8 protein-coding genes are annotated in these 16,815 nt (G+C 75.2%); all 8 read left to right on the top strand.

Going from position 1 to position 16,815, the window contains the following annotated elements; all coding sequences use genetic code 11:
• Window positions 1–14: 14 nt before the first annotated feature.
• The 8 genes from ACIRF9_RS44440 to ACIRF9_RS44405 all read left to right on the top strand — a co-directional run bounded on the left by ACIRF9_RS44440 (window position 15) and on the right by ACIRF9_RS44405 (window position 16,735).
• Window positions 15–3,635, top strand: a complete 3,621-nt coding sequence (locus tag ACIRF9_RS44440; RefSeq protein WP_403834982.1) for an amino acid adenylation domain-containing protein — start codon at window positions 15–17, stop codon at window positions 3,633–3,635.
• The gene (locus ACIRF9_RS44435; protein WP_403834906.1) at window positions 3,632–4,783 is read left to right on the top strand and encodes a cytochrome P450; all 1,152 of its coding nucleotides are present in this window, start codon (window positions 3,632–3,634) and stop codon (window positions 4,781–4,783) included. The genes ACIRF9_RS44440 and ACIRF9_RS44435 overlap by 4 nt, the downstream gene beginning before the upstream one ends.
• A gap of 2 nt (window positions 4,784–4,785) precedes the next feature.
• Complete coding sequence (locus ACIRF9_RS44430; protein ID WP_403834904.1) at window positions 4,786–8,682, top strand: type I polyketide synthase; 3,897 nt, start codon at window positions 4,786–4,788, stop codon at window positions 8,680–8,682.
• Window positions 8,675–9,979 (top strand): MFS transporter, encoded by a 1,305-nt coding sequence (locus tag ACIRF9_RS44425; RefSeq protein ID WP_403834901.1) that lies wholly within the window; start codon window positions 8,675–8,677, stop codon window positions 9,977–9,979. Before ACIRF9_RS44430 ends, ACIRF9_RS44425 begins: the two co-directional genes overlap by 8 nt.
• Before the next feature lie 641 nt (window positions 9,980–10,620).
• Entirely contained in the window at window positions 10,621–11,994 is a 1,374-nt protein-coding gene (locus ACIRF9_RS44420) for a cytochrome P450 (protein WP_403834898.1), read from the top strand.
• Entirely contained in the window at window positions 11,991–12,707 is a 717-nt protein-coding gene (locus ACIRF9_RS44415) for a thioesterase II family protein (protein WP_403834895.1), read from the top strand. The genes ACIRF9_RS44420 and ACIRF9_RS44415 overlap by 4 nt, the downstream gene beginning before the upstream one ends.
• Window positions 12,708–12,733: 26 nt before the next feature.
• Window positions 12,734–13,558 carry an SDR family oxidoreductase gene (locus tag ACIRF9_RS44410; RefSeq protein ID WP_403834893.1) on the top strand — a complete coding sequence of 275 codons (825 nt, stop codon included), beginning with the start codon at window positions 12,734–12,736 and terminating at the stop codon, window positions 13,556–13,558.
• A 789-nt stretch (window positions 13,559–14,347) separates the two neighbouring features.
• A complete protein-coding gene (locus tag ACIRF9_RS44405) occupies window positions 14,348–16,735 on the top strand; it encodes an amino acid adenylation domain-containing protein (protein WP_403834980.1) in 2,388 nt (795 codons plus the stop codon).
• Window positions 16,736–16,815: the final 80 nt, after the last annotated feature.

Raw genomic sequence — 16,815 nt, 5'->3', positions numbered from 1 at the left:
GCTCCGGCGCAGGCCTGGGCTCCGGCCACGGCTCGGGCCTGGATTCCGGCTTCGGCCCGGGGCCGGGCCCGGGCTCCGGCTCCGGCGCAGGCCTGGGCTCCGGCCACGGCTCGGGCCTGGATTCCGGCTTCGGCCCGGGGCCGGGCCCGGGCTCCGGCTCCGGCGCAGGCCTGAGCTCCGGCCACGGCTCGGACCTGGGTTCTGACTCCGGCTCCGGCTCCGGCGCAGGCCTGAGCTCCGGCCACGGCTCGGACCTGGGTTCTGGCTCCGGCCCGGGCTCCGGCGACGGCTCGGACCTGGGTTCTGACTCCGGCCCGGGCTCCGGCGCAGGCCTGGGCTCCGGCCACGGCTCGGACCTGGGTTCTGGCTCCGGCGCGGGGCCCGGCACCGGCCCGGCCTCCGGCATCGGCTCCGGTGGTGGCGCCGCTCTCTCGCCCGCTCAGCGTGGCATGTGGCTCATGGAGCGGGTGGCCGGCGGGTCTCCTTACAACCTCGTCTTCACCGCCCGTGCCGAGGACGGTGGCCGGATCGACCGCGGGGCGCTCGCCAAGGCGCTCGCCGAGACCGCCGCCCGGCACGAGGGGCTGCGCACCGTCTTCCGGGAGAGCGGGCTCGACGGCGAGGACGACGTCGTACGAGAGGTGCTGTCCGCGCACACCCCGCAGCTGACGGAGATCGTGTACGAGGGGCCCGTCGAGGAGTTCGCGGCGTTCGTGCGCCGTGAGGGGGCCGAGCAGGGCCGCCGTCCGTTCGACCTGTCGGCGGCGCCCGCCTGGCGGCTGCTGCACTTCTCGCACCCGCAGGGGCGCGACGCCGTGGTCCTGGCCGCGCACCACATGGTGCTCGACGGCTGGGCGGTCGGCCTGTTGCTGCGCGAGCTGTTCACCCGGCACGCCGCGCTCACCGGAACCGACACCGACACCGGCACCGAGCCGGGTGACGAAACGGCGCCCCCCGTCCGGGTGCTGACGGACCACCAGGAAGCTCTGCGCGTACGTGGCGTGTGGGACACCCAGACCGAGTTCTGGAAGGGCCACCTCGACGGGGTGCCCACCACCCTGGAACTCCCCGCCGACCGGCCGCGCCCCGCCCTGCAGGACGCCACGGGCGAGCGCACCGGCCTCGACCTCGGGCCCGAGCTGTCCGCGGCCGTCACCGAGCGGGCCCGCGCGCTCGGCGTCACCCCGTTCGCCTTCCTCCTCGGCGCCTTCGGCCTCGCCCTCGGCCGGCGCACCGGGACCCGGAGCCTGCTCGTCGGCGTGCCGCTGCTCGGACGCCAGAGCAGCGAGCTGGAGCGACTGATCGCCGTCGCGGGCAACCTCGTACCGGTCCGCGTCGACCTCGACGACGACGCGAGCCCCGCCGCCTACCTGCGCTCCGTGCACGCCTCGCTCGGACGGAGCATCGACGCCGGCGACCTGCCCTTCGAGGAACTCGCCTCCCGGCTCGGCGTCGAACGCAGCCTCGGCTGCCACCCGCTGGTCCAGGTCTGCTTCGGCATGCACGACCAATTGGTGCCGCAGACCCTCGACGCGGGCACCGCACGCCTGCGCGTGGAGGAGGGACACGGCGGCGGCTCGCAGTTCGACCTGACCCTGCTCATCGGGCACTCCGACCCCGCCTACGCGGGCCACGTCGAGTACGCCACCTCCGTGTGGACCGAGGCCGAGACCCGCGCCTTCGTCGCCGACTTCCTGGCCGGCGTCGAGGAACTCGCCACCGGGGACGCGGCCCGTCTGGAGGACGTGCGCTGCATATCGGCCGACGGCCACGCCCGGCTCGCCGAACTCAACGACACCCGCCGCGAGTTCCCCGACACCTCCCTCGACGCGCTGTTCCGCGCGGCCGTGGAACGCACCCCGGACGCCGTCGCCGTACGCGACGGGTCCGCGCACCTGACGTACGCCGGGCTGGCCGACGCGGCACGGGAACAGGCGCGGCTGCTGCGCGCGGCCGGGGTCCGCCCCGGTGACCGGGTGCTGGTCGGCGTCGAACGCTCGGTCGCCGAGGCCGTCGCCGTCCTGGGCGTGCTGTGGGCGGGTGCCGCCTACGTGGGCGTCGAGCAGAGCGCCACGGACGCCCATCTGGCGAGGATCGTGGCCCGCGCCGAGCCGTCGGCCGCGCTCGTCGGCCCGGCCGACGGGGAGGCCGCCGCCCGCTTCCGCGCCCTGGGCGCCGAACCGGTCGCGGTGTGGGAGCCGACGTGGCGCCCCGGGTCGCATTCCGTGGAGTCCGTGGAGTCCGTGGAGTCCGTGGAGTCCGTGGAGTCCGTGGAGCACGTGGCCGAGGACCCCGCCCGGCTCGCCTACGTCGCCTTCACCTCCGGTTCCACCGGTGAGCCCAAGGGCGTCGCCGTGCCGCACCGCGCCGTGATCCGGCTGGTGCACGAGGCCGGGTTCGTGCGGCTGGGGCCGGGCGAGCGGATGCTGCGGCTGTCGCCACTGGCCTTCGACGCCTCGACCCTCGAGGTGTGGGGCGCGCTGCTCACCGGGACCACCCTGGAGGTGCACCCGGCGGGCCTCGCCTCGCCCACCGAACTCGGCGCGTTCCTGCGCGAACGCGGCATCACGGTGGCCTGGCTCACCGCGGGCCTGTTCCGGCTCGTGGAGGAGTTCGCCCCCGACTCGCTCGGCGGGCTCAGGCAGCTGCTGACGGGCGGGGACGTCGTACCGCACGAGCACACCGCGCGCGTGCTGGCCCGCCACCCCGGCCTCGTCGTCACCAACGGCTACGGCCCCACCGAGAACACCACCTTCACCACCACCCACTCGGTCTCCTCACCCGACGAGGTCGACGGCCCGCTGCCCATCGGCCGGCCCGTGCCCGGCACGCGCGTGTACGTCCTCGACGCGCGGCGCAGGCTACTGCCGCCCGGCGCGGTCGGAGAGCTGTACGCGGCGGGCGCCGGACTCGCCGACGGCTACCTCGGCAACCCGGACGAGACGGCCCGCTCCTTCGGGGAGTTCTCGCCCGACGTGCCCGAACGGCTCTACCGCACCGGCGACGTCGTACGCGTCGACTCACGGGGCCGGCTGGCCTTCCTCGGCCGCGCCGACGACCAGGTCAAACTGCGCGGCTACCGGGTCGAGCTGAGCGCCATCGCCGACGTGCTGACCGGCCACCCCGCCGTGCAGGACGCCGTCGTGCTGGTCACCGAGGGGGACAGCGCCGACAAGCGGCTGGTCGCCGCGGTGGTGCCGGCGCCGGGCGCCGCCCTCGCCGCCACCGAACTGCGTTCCCTGCTCCAGCGGACGCTGCCCGCCTACATGGTCCCCACCCTGTGGACGATCGTGGACGGCCTTCCCGTCACCGCCAACGGCAAGGTCGACCGGCGCGTTCTCGCCGCGTCCGCCGTCCCCGCAGGACAGGCGAAGCGGGCCGCGGCCGATCCCGGGGCCGCCGTGACCGCGCGGATCGCGGAGCTTTTCGCCGAGGTCACGGAGAACTCCGAGGCCGGTGGCATCGACGCCGACACCGACTTCTTCATGGTGGGCGGCAACTCCCTGGGCGCCGTGCGGCTCATGCGCAAGGTCAAGGAGCACCTCGGTGTGACGGTCCGGCTGCGGGACTTCCTGCTCTCGCCGACCCCGGCCGGGCTGCGGGCGCTCGTCGAGAAGGAGGCCGGCGGCGCGTGAACGGTACGCCCCCGCTCGCGTGGGACGAGGGCCTCGAATGCTGGGTGGTCGCCGATCCGCGGCTCGCCCGGCAGGTCCTCAACCACCCCGGCTTCACATCCGGGACGTTCGAGCGCTCCTTCCAGCTGTACATGACCGAGGCCGCCCGCACGGAGTACCGCGAGCTCACCGCGTTCCTGCGGCTGTGGTTCGTACAGGCCGACGCCCCCGAGCACACCGCGCTGCGGCGCCCGGTGCAGCGGGTGATGTCGGCGTCGTACGTACGGTCCCTCGCGCCGCGCGTCGAGGAGATCACCGACGCCTGCCTGGACGCGCTGGCCGCCACCGCGCCGCACGACGTCGTGCCGGCCGTCGCCGACGGGATCTCCGGCAGGGTGATGGCACACGTCGTCGGCGTCGCCGAACCGCCCGAGGTGCTGCACCGCTGGGCGCGCACCCTGTCGCTGTTCATCGGCGCGATGTACCGCCGCGACTACGCCGAGACGGCCCACCGCACGATGGTCGAGATGACCGAGGCCCTCTCCCGGGCCACCGCCCCGAAGGCCTTCCCGCAGGAGACCCCCGAGGACCGGGCGCGCACCACCGCGACCTGGGCGATGAACCTCTTCGGGGGCCTGGAGACGACGTCCTCGCTGCTCGCGTCCACCGTCATGGACGTCCTGGGCGAGCCGGCGGTGTGGGACGCGGTGCGCGAGCAGCGGCCCGGCGCGGCGGAGGCGTTCGTGGAGCGGGTCCTGCAACGCCGACCACCGCTGCGGCACCTGGGACGGGTCGTCGCGTACGACCAGGAGGTCGCCGGGGAGCGGATGCGGGAGGGCGACCTGGTGCTCGTCAGCCTGACGGGGGAGGGGCTGCTGGAGGACGGCGGCGCGATCGAGGACGGCGGCGCACCGGCAGCTGCCTGCCCCGTCACCGGCGCGGCGGCCGGGGCCGGTTCGTCGGACGGGGCCTCCGAGCAACACCTCGTCTTCGGATTCGGCCCGCACTACTGCGTCGGCGCACCCCTCGCCCGGCTGGAGGCGGCCGTGCTGCTGCGCCGGTTCGCCGCGCGCTTCCCGGACGCGCGGCTCGCGGACGAGGCCGCCGTGTGGGGGCCCAACCTCTCGTACGTCGGTCTCGATCATCTCTACGTCGACCTGGGGGTGTGACCGTGCCGAGCACGCTGGAGCGCGGGGACGGGGCCGTGGCCGTCGTGGGGATGGCCTGCCGGCTGCCCGGAGCCGACGACGTGGACCAGTACTGGGCGGCGCTGACGGCCGGCGCCGACGGCATCAGCCGCTTCGACCCCGAACAGTTGATCGACCGGGGTGCCGATCCGTCCTACGTCCGCCGGGAGAACTTCGTCCCGGCGATGGGCGTGATCGCCGGATCCCGCCGCTTCGACCACGCCTACTTCTCCTACAGCCGGGCCGAGGCAGCCGCGACCGACCCGCAGCAGCGGGTGTTCCTCCAGGCCGCGGTCACCGCGTTCGACGACGCGGGGCTCGATCCGACCCGCTTCCGGGGCCGGATCGGGGTGTACGCCGGTGCCGACCGGGTGGGCGAGCGCATCGACCCCGAGCTGGGCGAGCTCGCCCGTTACATCGGCCGGGAGAAGGACTTCCTCGCCACCCGCGCCGCCTACAAACTGGGCCTGCGCGGCCCCGCGCTCACCGTGCAGACCGCCTGCTCCACCTCGCTGACCGCGACGCATCTCGCCGTCCGCGCGCTGGTCGGCGGCGAGTGCGACGCGGCGCTCGCCGGGGGCGTCACCGTGATGCCCGACGGGGAGTGGGGCTATCTGTACGAGCCGGGCGGCATCCTCTCGCCCGACGGCCGCTGCCGGCCGTTCGACGAGGACGCGGCGGGCACCGTGCCCAGCGAGGGCGTCGCCGTGGTGGTGCTCAAGCGGCTCGCGGACGCGCTGCGCGACGGCGACCGGATCGCCGCCGTGATCACCGGCACCGCCGTCAACAACGACGGCTCCGACAAGATGGCGTTCACCGCGCCGTCCCCGACCGGGCAGAGCGAGGTGATCCGCGCCGCGCAGGCGGTGGCGGGGGTGGACCCGGCCGACATCGACTACGTCGAGGCGCACGGCACGGCGACCCGGCTCGGCGACCCCGTGGAGGTGCAGGCCCTCGCCGACGTGTTCGGCCGTACCGAGCCGGCCCGCGCGCGGTGCGCGCTCGGCGCCGTGAAGGGCAACATCGGGCACACCGGTGCCGCCTCCGGGGTCGCCGGGCTGATCAAGACCGCGCTGATGCTGGAACACGGCCGGCTCGTGCCCACCGCGCACTACAGCAGGCCGAACCCGCTGCTGGAGCTGGACGCTTCGCCGTTCCGGATCGTGGAGCGGGGCGAGCCGTGGGAGCCCCGCCGGGGCGACGGCGCCCGGATCGCCGCCGTCAGCTCCTTCGGCGTCGGCGGCACCAACGCCCACGCCGTCCTGGAGTCCGCCCCCCGCCGCGCCCCCCTCCCGGACCGCCCCGGACCGCGCCCCCTGCTGATCTCGGCAGCCGCACCCCACGCCCTGGGCGACCTGGCCGAGGCCCTCGCCGACCGTCTCGCCCCGACCCGGGGCACGACGGTGGTGACCGAGGCGCCCGACACCCTCGCCGTGGCGCCAGACACCCTCGCCGAGGACGCATCGACCCTCGTCGGGGATACATCGCCCCGAGGCGGGGACGCGCCGACCCTTGCCGGGGACTCTCGTACCCTCCATGCGGGCACGCCGTCCCTCCCCCCAGGCACCCCATCCCCCGCCGTGGCCCCCCACACCCTCCCTCCAGGCCCCCCGTCCCTCGGCGAGGTCTCTCGTAGCCTCGCCGGGCGGCGGGTGCACCGGTATCGGGCGGTCGTCGTGGCGCGGGACGTCGAGGAGGCGGCCCGGCTGCTGCGGGGGGTCGCGGAGCGGGAGGGCGCACGGGCGGCGGGGGCCAAGCCGCGCAAGCTCGGCAAGGTCGCGTTCGTGCTGCCCGGCCAGGGCACCCTGCGGCACGCCGCAGGCGCCGCGGCGCACCGCGCGCTCCCCGGCTTCCGGGCGGCGTTCGACGCGATACGCGAGCACGTGCGGGACGGCCACGGCATCGACCTGACGCCCGTCGTCGCGGAACAGGGCGACACCGGCGCGGACTGGTTCGCCGACACCGTCCACCAGCAACTCGCCCTGTTCGCCCTCGGCCACGCCTTCGGCAGCCAGCTCCGGGAGTGGGGCGTACGGCCCGCCGCGCTGCTCGGCAACAGCGTCGGCGAGTACGCGGCCGCCGCCCTCGCCGGGGTCTGGTCGCCGCAGGACGCCGCCGACCTGGTGTGCCACCGCGCCCGCGCCATGTGGGACACCGAGCCCGGCCGCATGGTGAGCGTCACCGGCGACGCAGGCGAAATCGCCGCAAGGCTCCCAGCCGACGGGGAGGTCACCGTCGCCGTCGAGGGCGCGGGCTCCGTCGTCCTGTCCGGCCCCGAGCGGGCCGTGGAAGACCTCCTGGCGGGCGACGCGCTTGCGGGCCTGCCGATCACGCCGGTGCACACCCGGCGCGCCTTCCACTCGAAGGCCATGGAACCGGCAGCCGAGGCGGTGCGTGCGTACCTGTCGTCGGTGCCCGCCCGCCCGCCCCGGCTGCCGCTCGTCTCCAACTCCACCGGCGACTGGGCCGACCCGGCCCGCGTGGCCCGGCCCGACTACTGGGCCGCACAGCTGCGCAGTCCCGTCCTGCTGGCCCGCGCCATGGAGACCCTGCTCGCCTCGGGCTGCACGACGTACGTCGAACTCGGGCCCGGCAGTTCGATGCTGGGCGGACTGCGCCGCAGCCCCGGCTGGGACGCCGCCGCCTTCACCGCCGTACGACTGACCGGGCGCCCGGACGAGCCCGCCGACGACGCCCTGCTGGCGGCGCTCGGCACGCTGTGGGAACTGGGTGCCGACCGCGCGCTCGCGGACGTACGGGAGCCCGCCGGGCCCGGGGCGCCGCGCTGCTCGCTGCCCGGCTACCGGTTCCAGGGCGAGGACCCGCGCGGGGAGCGCCGGCCGCCGCGCCCGCCCGCACCGACGCCGGTCGCGCCGCCGCCGGTCGCACCTCTTGGCGTACGGGCCGTGCTCGAAGAGGTGTGGTGCCGAACCCTCGGGGTGGCCGCCGTCCGCGACGACGACGACTTCTTCGCCCTGGGCGGCGAGTCCCTCATGGCCGTCACCCTGACCTCCGCCGTCCGGGAACGCACCGGCTGCGCCCTGTCCGTCACCGACTTCTCCCGCCACCCCTCCTTCGGGGCGCTCGTCGCGGCCGTCACCGGAGGAGCCGCGGCACCGTCGGCGACCTCGGTGCCCGGCGTGGCCACCCTCGCCGAGGGCCGGCCAGGACAGCCGCCGCTGTTCCTCGTCAGCGACGCCGTCGGCACCGCGCTGCCCTACCGGGAACTCGCCGCCGAGCTGGCCGCCGTCGGCCACGCCGGACCGGTGCTCGGCCTGGAGGACACCGACGACCCCCGGGGCACCCCGCGCACGGTCGGTGCCCTCGCCGCCGCCCACCTCGCGGCCCTGCTGCGCGCCCAGCCCGAGGGGCCCTACACCCTCGGCGGCTGGTCCTACGGCGCCGTCGTCGCCCATGAGCTGGCCCGGCAGCTGATCCGGCGCGGCGCGCGCGTCGAGCTGCTGCTGTGCCTGGACGGGTTCGTGCCCGACACGGCCGGTCTGCCCGTCGGCATCGCCCCGGAGTTCCTCCGCGCGGGCCTGCGCCACCAGGCCGAGGCCGTGCTCGGCGTCGGCCCGCTCGCCCGGCGGCTGCGCCGGGACCCGGCGCTGCGGCGCAGGTTCGCGGCCCGCCAGGCGGCGCTGCTGCGCTACCGGCCGCGGCCGCTGCCCTGCCGCGCGGTCCTGTTCAAGGCGGCCGAGGGCCTCGCGCCGGGCGGCGCGGACCGGCTGCGGGCCCGCCTGGACGGGCTGTACGCCGGCGGGCTGCGGGTGGAGCCGGTCCCCGGCGACCACTGGTCGATGCTCGCCGCCCCCCACGCGGGCCCCCTGGCGGCCAGGCTCCTCGGGGTGCTGGACGAGAAACGGAGTGACCATGGCTGACGCGACCACCCAGGAAGAGGCACGGGCACCGGAGGCGGAGAAACCCCTCCTGCGCAACGCCGACTTCCAGGCACTGTGGACCAGTGAGGCGTTCGCCGCGCTGGCCAAGGAGACCGCCGAGGTCGCGTACCCGCTGCTGATCCTCGCCACCGGCGGCTCCGCGTTCTACGCCGGTGCCGTCGGCTCCGCCCAGCTGGTCACCGCCAGCCTGATGTCGATCCCCGGCGGCACCCTCGCCGACCGGGTCGACCGGCGGCTGCTGCTGATCGCCTGCAACATGGTGCGCGTCGTCCTGCTGGGGCTGCTGGCGCTGCTCGTCTCCACCGGGAACACCCACCCCGCCGTCATCCTCGCCGTCGCCGTCGGCTCGGCCGCCTGCCTCGGCATCTCCAACCCGACCGGCCTCGCCGTCATCAAGCAGCTGGTGCCGCCCTCGCAGCTGACCCAGGCCACCGCGCAGAACCAGGTCCGCTACTTCGCGGCCACCATGGGCGGGCCCCCGGCCGGCGGTTCGCTGTTCGCCGTCGCGCGTGCCTTCCCGTTCCTCACGGCGGCCCTGTCGTTCCTGGTCTCGTCCGCGCTGCTGCTGTTCATCCGCAAGCCGCTGAAGGTGGAGAACCCGGCGCCCGGCGAGAAGCGCAACGCCGCCGAGGGTTTCCGCTTCCTCGCCCGGCAGCCCGTCCTGCGGCTGCTGATCGTCTGGATCATGGGCTCGAACATGGCGTTCACCCACACCGGGGTCTTCCTGGCGCTGATCGCCACCGCCGAGAGCCGGGGCGCCTCCTCCACCTTCACCGGTCTGCTGCTGTCGATCGCCGGCATCGGCGGGGTGGTCGGCTCGCTGCTGGCGAGCCCGATCATCAAGCGGGTGCCGCCGCCGGTGCTGTTCCTGACGGCCGCCTGGATCGGGCCGGTCGCCGCCGTGCTGCTGGCGAACGTCTCCGGGCTCGTCCCGCTCGGGATCATCGTCGCCTGCGTGTTCCTGCGCGGGCCGATCACCAGCGCCCTGTTCCTCGCCTATCTGGCCGCCATGGCGCCCGACAAGACGCAGGGGCGGGTGCTGGGTGCCGTGATGTTCATGTCCATGGTGGCCGCGCCGCTCGGCGTGTTCGGCGTCGGCACCCTCTTCGACCTGGCCGGACCCACCGCGGTGTTCACGGCCATGGGCATCGTCTCGGGCCTGGCCGCGCTGCCCACCCTCAGCCCCCGCATCCGCAAGCTCGCCCCGCCGGAGGAGTACGCCGTCACCAGCACGGCCGACGACACGTCCGGCGCCCCGACCTCCAAGGAGACGTGATGCCCGCCGACACCACCCGGCAGACCTCCACACCCGCGCTCCCGCAGACCTCCACGCCCACGCCCCGGCAGGCCTCCACGCCCACGCCCACGCCCGCTGCCGAGCAGGCCTCCACGCCAGGCCCGGCGGCCGGGCAGGCCTCCGTGTCTGGCCCGGTGGCTGGGGAGGTTTCCGTGTCTGGCCCGGCAACTGGGCAGGCATCCACGCCCATGCCCGCTGCCGGGCAGGCCTCCACGCCCACGCCCATGCCCGCTGCCGAGCAGGCCTCCACGCCAGGCCCGGCGGCTGGGCAGGTCTCCGTGTCTGGCCCGGTGGCCGGGGAGGTTTCCGTGTCTGGCCCGGCAACTGGGCAGGCATCCACGCCCATGCCCGCTGCCGAGCAGGCCTCCGCGCCAGGCCTGGTGGCTGGGGAGGTTTCCGTGTCTGGCCCGGTGGCTGGGGAGGTTTCCGTGTCTGGCCCGGCAACTGGGCAGGCATCCACGCCCATGCCCGCTGCCGAGCAGGCCTCCGCGCCAGGCCCGGCGGCCGGGCAGGTCTCCGCGTCCGGCTCGCCAACAGGGCAGGCCTCAGCGCCAGGCCCGGCGGCCGAGCAGGCTTCCGCGTCCGGCCCGGCAACAGGGCAGGCCTCAGCGTCCAGCCCGGTGACCGGCCAGACCTCCGCGCCCGCGCCCGGTCACCAGACCGCCGACACCGCCACGGCGCCCCCCGTCTCCGCCCCCGCCCTCGCCGCTCTCGTGGATGCCGTGGCCGGTGGCGGAGGTGACCGGCTGCCGCCGGAGTTCTTCACCGACCCCGATCCGGCGCCCGGCGCCACCCACGCCGCCAACACCCGGCTGCGCGCCACCGGCTGCCCCGTGCACCCCATCGACTACCCGCCCGGCGGCGACGCGTACGTGGTCTCCGAGTACGAGACCGCCCTCAAGGCCTTCGGCGACCCCCGGCTGTCCAAGTCCGTCGACAACGCCCCCGGCTGGTTCCGCGACCTCCTCAAGGACAGCAGCCCGGTCCTCATCCGCAACATGATCACCGCGGACGCGCCGGAGCACACCCGGCTGCGCCGCCTGGTCAGCCGCGCCTTCGTACCGCGCCGGATGGCCCTGCTGCGGCCCCGCATCCAGGAGATCACCGACGAACTCATCGACGCGCTGCCCGAGTCGGGCGAGATCGACCTGATGGAGTTCGCGTTCACCCTGCCGATGCGGGTCATCTGCGAGTTCCTCGGCGTCCCCATCGAGGACCGCCCCGACCTGCACGCCTGGGGCTACTGGCTGAGCGGCGCCCCCTTCGCGGACGAGGAGTCCAACCGTCAGCTGAAGGTGGCCAGCGACAGCATCGAGCAGTACCTCGTCGGACTGCTCGACCGGCGCCGCGCCGAGGGCCTCGGCGACGACCTGGTCTCCATCCTGCTGCGCGCCGCCGACGAGGAGGACGTCTTCACCAACGACGAACTCGTCTCCACCCTCGTCCTGCTGATCATCGCCGGCCACAAGACCACCGCGAACCTCATCGGCAACGGCTTCCAGGCCCTGTTCGCCTTCCCGGACCAGCTGGAACTCCTGCGCTCCGAGCCCGAGCTGGTGGAATCGGCGGTCGAGGAGTTCCTGCGCTTCGAGCCGCCCGTCTACCGCGGCACCCTGCGCGTGGCCACCGAGGACATGGAACTCGGCGGCTGCCCCATACCCCGCGAGGGCTTCGTCCACATCCTGATGGACTCCGCCAACCGCGACCCCGAGGCCTTCGAGGACCCCGACCGCCTCGACATCACCCGCGCCAACAACCGCCACTTCGCCTTCGGTCACGGCGCGCACTTCTGCGTCGGCGCCCCCCTCTCCCGCGTGGAGGGCTCGGTCGCCTTCCCGACCCTGCTGCGCCGCCTGCCCGGACTCGAACTCGCCGTACCGCACGCCGAGCTGGAGTGGGTCTTCGACAACTCCACCAGCCGGGGCCTGAAGAGGCTGCCGGTGCGGTACACGGCCCGGCTCGCGGCCGTCGACCCGGAAGGGGCGAACCGATGACCGTCCGTACGACCCTGGTGTGCCTGCCCTTCGCGGGCGCCGGCGCCTCTTTCTTCCGCCCCTGGCAGCGCGTCGCCGGCGAGCGGCTGACGATCCTGCCGCTCCAACTGCCCGGCCGTGAGCGCCGTATCGACGAGGACCCGTACACCGACGTCCGTACGGCGACCGAGGGGTTGTACGGCGAGCTGCGCGCCGCCCTCGCCGCCGACCCCGCGTCGCCGCACCGGATCGCCCTGTTCGGGCACAGTCTGGGCGCCGTCCTCGCCTACGAGCTGGCGCACCGGCTGGCCGCGGCCCCGGACGGCCCCGAACTCGTCCGCCTCTTCGTCAGCGGCTCCCCGCAGCCCGCCGAACAGCGCACCCGGCGCGCCACGGGCCTGCCCGACGACGCGTTCCTCGCCCGGGTCAACGAGTTCGCCGGGTACACGCACGAGGCGCTCGACGATCCGGAGATGCGCGAGCTGATCCTGCCGACGCTCCGCGCCGACGTGGAGATGCACGAGAACTACACGCCCTCCACCGACCTGGCGCTGCCCGTCCCGCTCACCGTGCTGCGCGGCAGCCACGACGAGCTCGTCAGCCGTGACGAGGCGGCGGCCTGGGCGAAGGTCGCGGGCGCCGACTTCCGGTCCGTCGAGCTGTCCGGCGGCCACATGTACCTGACCGAGTCGGCGGCGGACCTGCTGGACGTCGTCGCCGCCGAAGTCCACTGAGAGCACTGGGACGAGGGGAGCGGGCCATGCGTCTGACCGGGAAGACCGTCGTCGTCACCGGGGCGTCCCGGGGTCTCGGCCGGGCCACGGCGGTGGCGTGTGCCGCGGAGGGTGCCGACCTGGCGCTGCTCGACCTCTGCGACGACCTGCCCGGAGTGCCGTATCCGCTGGGCACCGCGGGCCAGTTGGAGCACACGGCCACACTGTGCCGCGGGGCCGGCTCCGCGGTGCTGACGGCCCGCTGCGACGTGCGCGACCTGCGGTCCGTGGAGGAGGCGGTGGCGCTCGCCGAGGACCGGCTCGGCGCGATCGACGGCGTGGTCAACAACGCGGGCATCGCAGCTCCTTCGGGCCGGCCCGCGCACGAGATCGGCGAGGAGGAGTGGGCGCTGATGATCGACGTCGACCTCTCCGGCGCCTGGCGGATGATCCGGACCGTCGGCAAGGCGATGAGCGCCCGCCGCCGCGGCAGCATCGTCAACATCGCCTCCACGGCCGGCCTGGTCGGCTACCGGCACTTCGCCGGGTACGTCGCCGCCAAGCACGGCCTGATCGGGCTCACCAAGGCGGCGGCGCTCGACTACGCCCCCCGGAAGGTACGCGTCAACGCCGTCTGCCCCGGCTCCGTCCGCGACGACCCGGCCGCCGAGGGCCGGATGCTCGCCGAGATCGCCCGCGCCCTCGACGTGCCGGTCGGCGAGCACGAGGAGGAGTTCGTCGCTGCCCAGCCGATGAACGCGCTGATCGAGCCGGAGGACGTGGCGGCGGCCGTGGTCTACCTGCTGTCGGACGACGCCCGGCAGGTGACGGGCACGACCCTCACGGTGGACGGCGGCTTCTCGGCCCGCTGAGCCGCACTCATCCGCGAAGAAACGCGAAGAAACGCGAAGAAACCTGGGAGGACACCCGTGCCGGGTGCACAGTGCCATGCGGTCCGCGTCCCGGTGACCGGGACGGACGTACGACAACTGCGGGACCGGCTGGCCGCGGCGGGCCCCTGGCGGCTGTGGGCGGACGACGTCCCGGCCGGACCGGCCGAGCCGCTCGCCGTACGCCGCCGCGAGGCCGAACTGCACCGCCCGGTGACCCGGGACGTGCGGTGCGTCCTGCTGCGGTACGGCGACGGCACGGCGGACCTGGTCGTCGTGGCGCACCGGGACCGCCTGGACGGGGCCGGGCTGCGCCACCTGGCCGAGGTGCTGACGGGCGGGCGCCCGCCGTCGCCCTGCCCCGCACCCGCCGCGCCCCGCGCCGAGCCGCCCGCCCCGGCGGACGCCCCGGACTGGGGCGACGGCGACCCCTCCGCCACCACCCACGGCGCCCTTCACCTCGACCTCCCCCTCCCGTACGCCACGACCCCCGCGTCCCTCCGCCTGCCCGCGCTGGCCCTGACCCTGGCCCGCTACGACGGCCACGGCTCGACCGGCTCGGCGACGGTCGGGACCGCCGGAGAGGGCTCAGACGGAGCCCTGGAGTTCGTCCTCCCCGCGTCGACCGCCCTGCGGGACCTGGCCACGGCACGACCGGCGCGGGTGGAACGGGACGTGGTCGCGGGGATCCTCGACGAGCCGGAGGCGCAGGGCACGGCCCCGGGCACGGCGACGGGTGTGGGTGCGGTTGCGGGTGGCGGCGGCGGTGCGGTGCCGGGTCCGGACGCTCGGGGCGGCGGCGGTGCGGTGCCGGGTCCGGAGGGTCCGGGCCCCCGTGCGGTGCCGGGGCCGGACGGTGGGGGCTTTGGTGGTGCGGTGCCCGGTCCGGACGCTCGGGGCGGCGGCGGTGCGGCGCCGGGTCCGGAGGGTCCGGGCGCCGGTGCGGTGCCGGGTCCGGACGGTGGGGGCTTTGGTGGTGCGGTGCCCGGTCCGGGCGGTCAGGGCCCCGGCACCCCGCCCCACGACGGCGGGCCCCGTGGCGGCCCCGCCACGGCCCTCGCCCTCGCCCTCGCCGGTGCCAGTGCCGGTGCCGGTGCCGGTGCCGGTGCCGGTGCCAGTGCCGGTGTCGGCGACCGACTGCCCTGCCTCGCCCCGCCCTTCCCCCTCACCTTCGCCTTCTCGCCCCTCCGGGACGGCGGCACCCGCCTGTCCTGCTTCCACCGGCTCAGCCATGTCTCACCGGCGGTCGCCGAGGGCTTCACCCGGCACTTCGCGGAGGTGTACCGGCAGTCGGCACTCGCACCGGAGACCACCGTCGCGGACGTGGACCTGCTCGACCCGTACGAGCGGGACCGGGTGGCCCGGCTCGGACGCCCCGGCGTCGCCCTCGTGTCCGAACCGGACACCCTGTCGCGGGCGTTCGCGCGCGTGGCCGCCGCCACACCCGACGCCGTCGCCCTCTGCGACGGCGGGACGGAGCTCAGCTACCGGGAGCTGGACGAGCGTTCCGCCCGCGTCGCCGCAGGGCTGCGGGCCCACGGGGTGCGCCCCGGCGACCGCGTCGGCGTCTGCCTGGAGCGGACGGCGGAACTCGTCGTCACCCTGCTCGCCGTGGTCCGGGCGGGTGCCGCCTACGTCCCGACCGACCCCGCCTACCCCGCCGACCGGCTCGCCCACACCGTCGCGGACGCCGGGCTGCGGGTGGTCGTGACCCGCCTCGCCGCGTTCCCGCGCGAGGACGGGGTCGCACTGCTCACCCCCGACGAACTCACCGGCACCGCCGGGTCGTCCACAGGCGACCTCCCCGAGCCGGCCCCCGACGACCCCGCCTACGTCATCTACACCTCCGGCTCCACGGGCCGCCCCAAGGGCGTGCTCGTACCGCACCGCAACGTCGTCTCCCTGATCGATGCCACCCGCGACGAGTACCGGCTCGGCCCCGACGACACCTGGACGCTCTTCCACTCGGCCGCCTTCGACTTCTCCGTGTGGGAGATCTGGGGCTGCCTGCTGACCGGCGGACGGCTCGTCGTCGTGCCGTACTTCGTCACCCGCGACCCGGACGACTTCCGCGACCTGCTCCTCGACCGCCGGGTCACCGTGCTCAGCCAGACCCCGTCCGCGTTCTCCCAGCTCCTGCGGGTCGACCACGCCCGGCTGCCGGTCCGGCTCGTGGTGTTCGGCGGCGAACCGCTGGACAGCCGCATGCTGCTGCCCTGGTTCGACCGGCACCCCGAGACCACCTGCCGCCTGGTCAACATGTTCGGCATCACCGAGACGACCGTGCACGTCACCGCCCAGACCGTCACCCGCGCACTCGCCCTCGCCGGCTCCCGCTCCGTGGGCCCCGCCCTGCCGGGCTGGCACCTGTACGTCACGGACGAGCGGGGCCGCCTCGTGCCGCCCGGTGTCACCGGCGAGATCCGCGTGGGCGGCGCGGGCGTCGCCGCCGGGTACCTCAACCGGCCCGACCTGACGACCGAACGCTTCGTGCCGGACCCGTACGCCCCCGATCCCGCCGCCCGTGCGTACCGCAGCGGCGATCTCGGCCGGCTGCGGCCCGACGGGCGTCTCGAGCACCTCGGCCGGATCGACAGCCAGGTCAAGATCCGCGGCTTCCGCATCGAACTCGACGAGATCCGCGGCGTGCTCCTGGAGGACCCGGCCGTCGCCGCCGCGGCCGTCGTGGTGCGCCGCGACGACCCCGCCGACCCGGCCACGGCCCGCCTGGACGCCTACGTCGTCCCGGCCGACGGCGCCACGGCCGACGACCCGCAGGGCATCCGCAAGCGCGCCGCCGGCATCCTGCCCGAGCACATGGTCCCGGCCACGGTCACGACGCTCGACGCCCTCCCGCTGACGACCAACGGCAAACTGGACCCGGCCCGGCTGCCCGCCCCGACCCGCTCCACGGCGGCTGCCGCGGTCCTCCCGGAGACCTCCGGTCCGGTACGTGACGCTGGTCTCGCCGAGGCCCTCAGGGACATCTGGGAATCCGTCCTCGGTACCCCCGTCGGCCTCGACGACGATTTCTTCGAGCTCGGCGGAAACTCCCTGTTCGCCGTCCGTGTCAGTGCCGCCCTGCGGGCCCGGGGGCTGGCCGCGGTGCCGCTGCGCGACCTCTACCGGACGCCCACGATCCGGGCCCTCACCGGCTGACGCCGAAGCCCTCGCCGGGCGACGGTCAGGCCGTCCCGAACTCCAATCGCGTTAACATGACGAGAAATCGTCCGGTACCC

The organism is Streptomyces sp. NPDC096132 (genome assembly GCF_044763345.1).
Classification (GTDB): domain Bacteria; phylum Actinomycetota; class Actinomycetes; order Streptomycetales; family Streptomycetaceae; genus Streptomyces.
The sequence above is the reverse complement of the archived record's forward strand: the minus strand, read 5'-3'. Positions and strand labels throughout refer to the sequence as shown.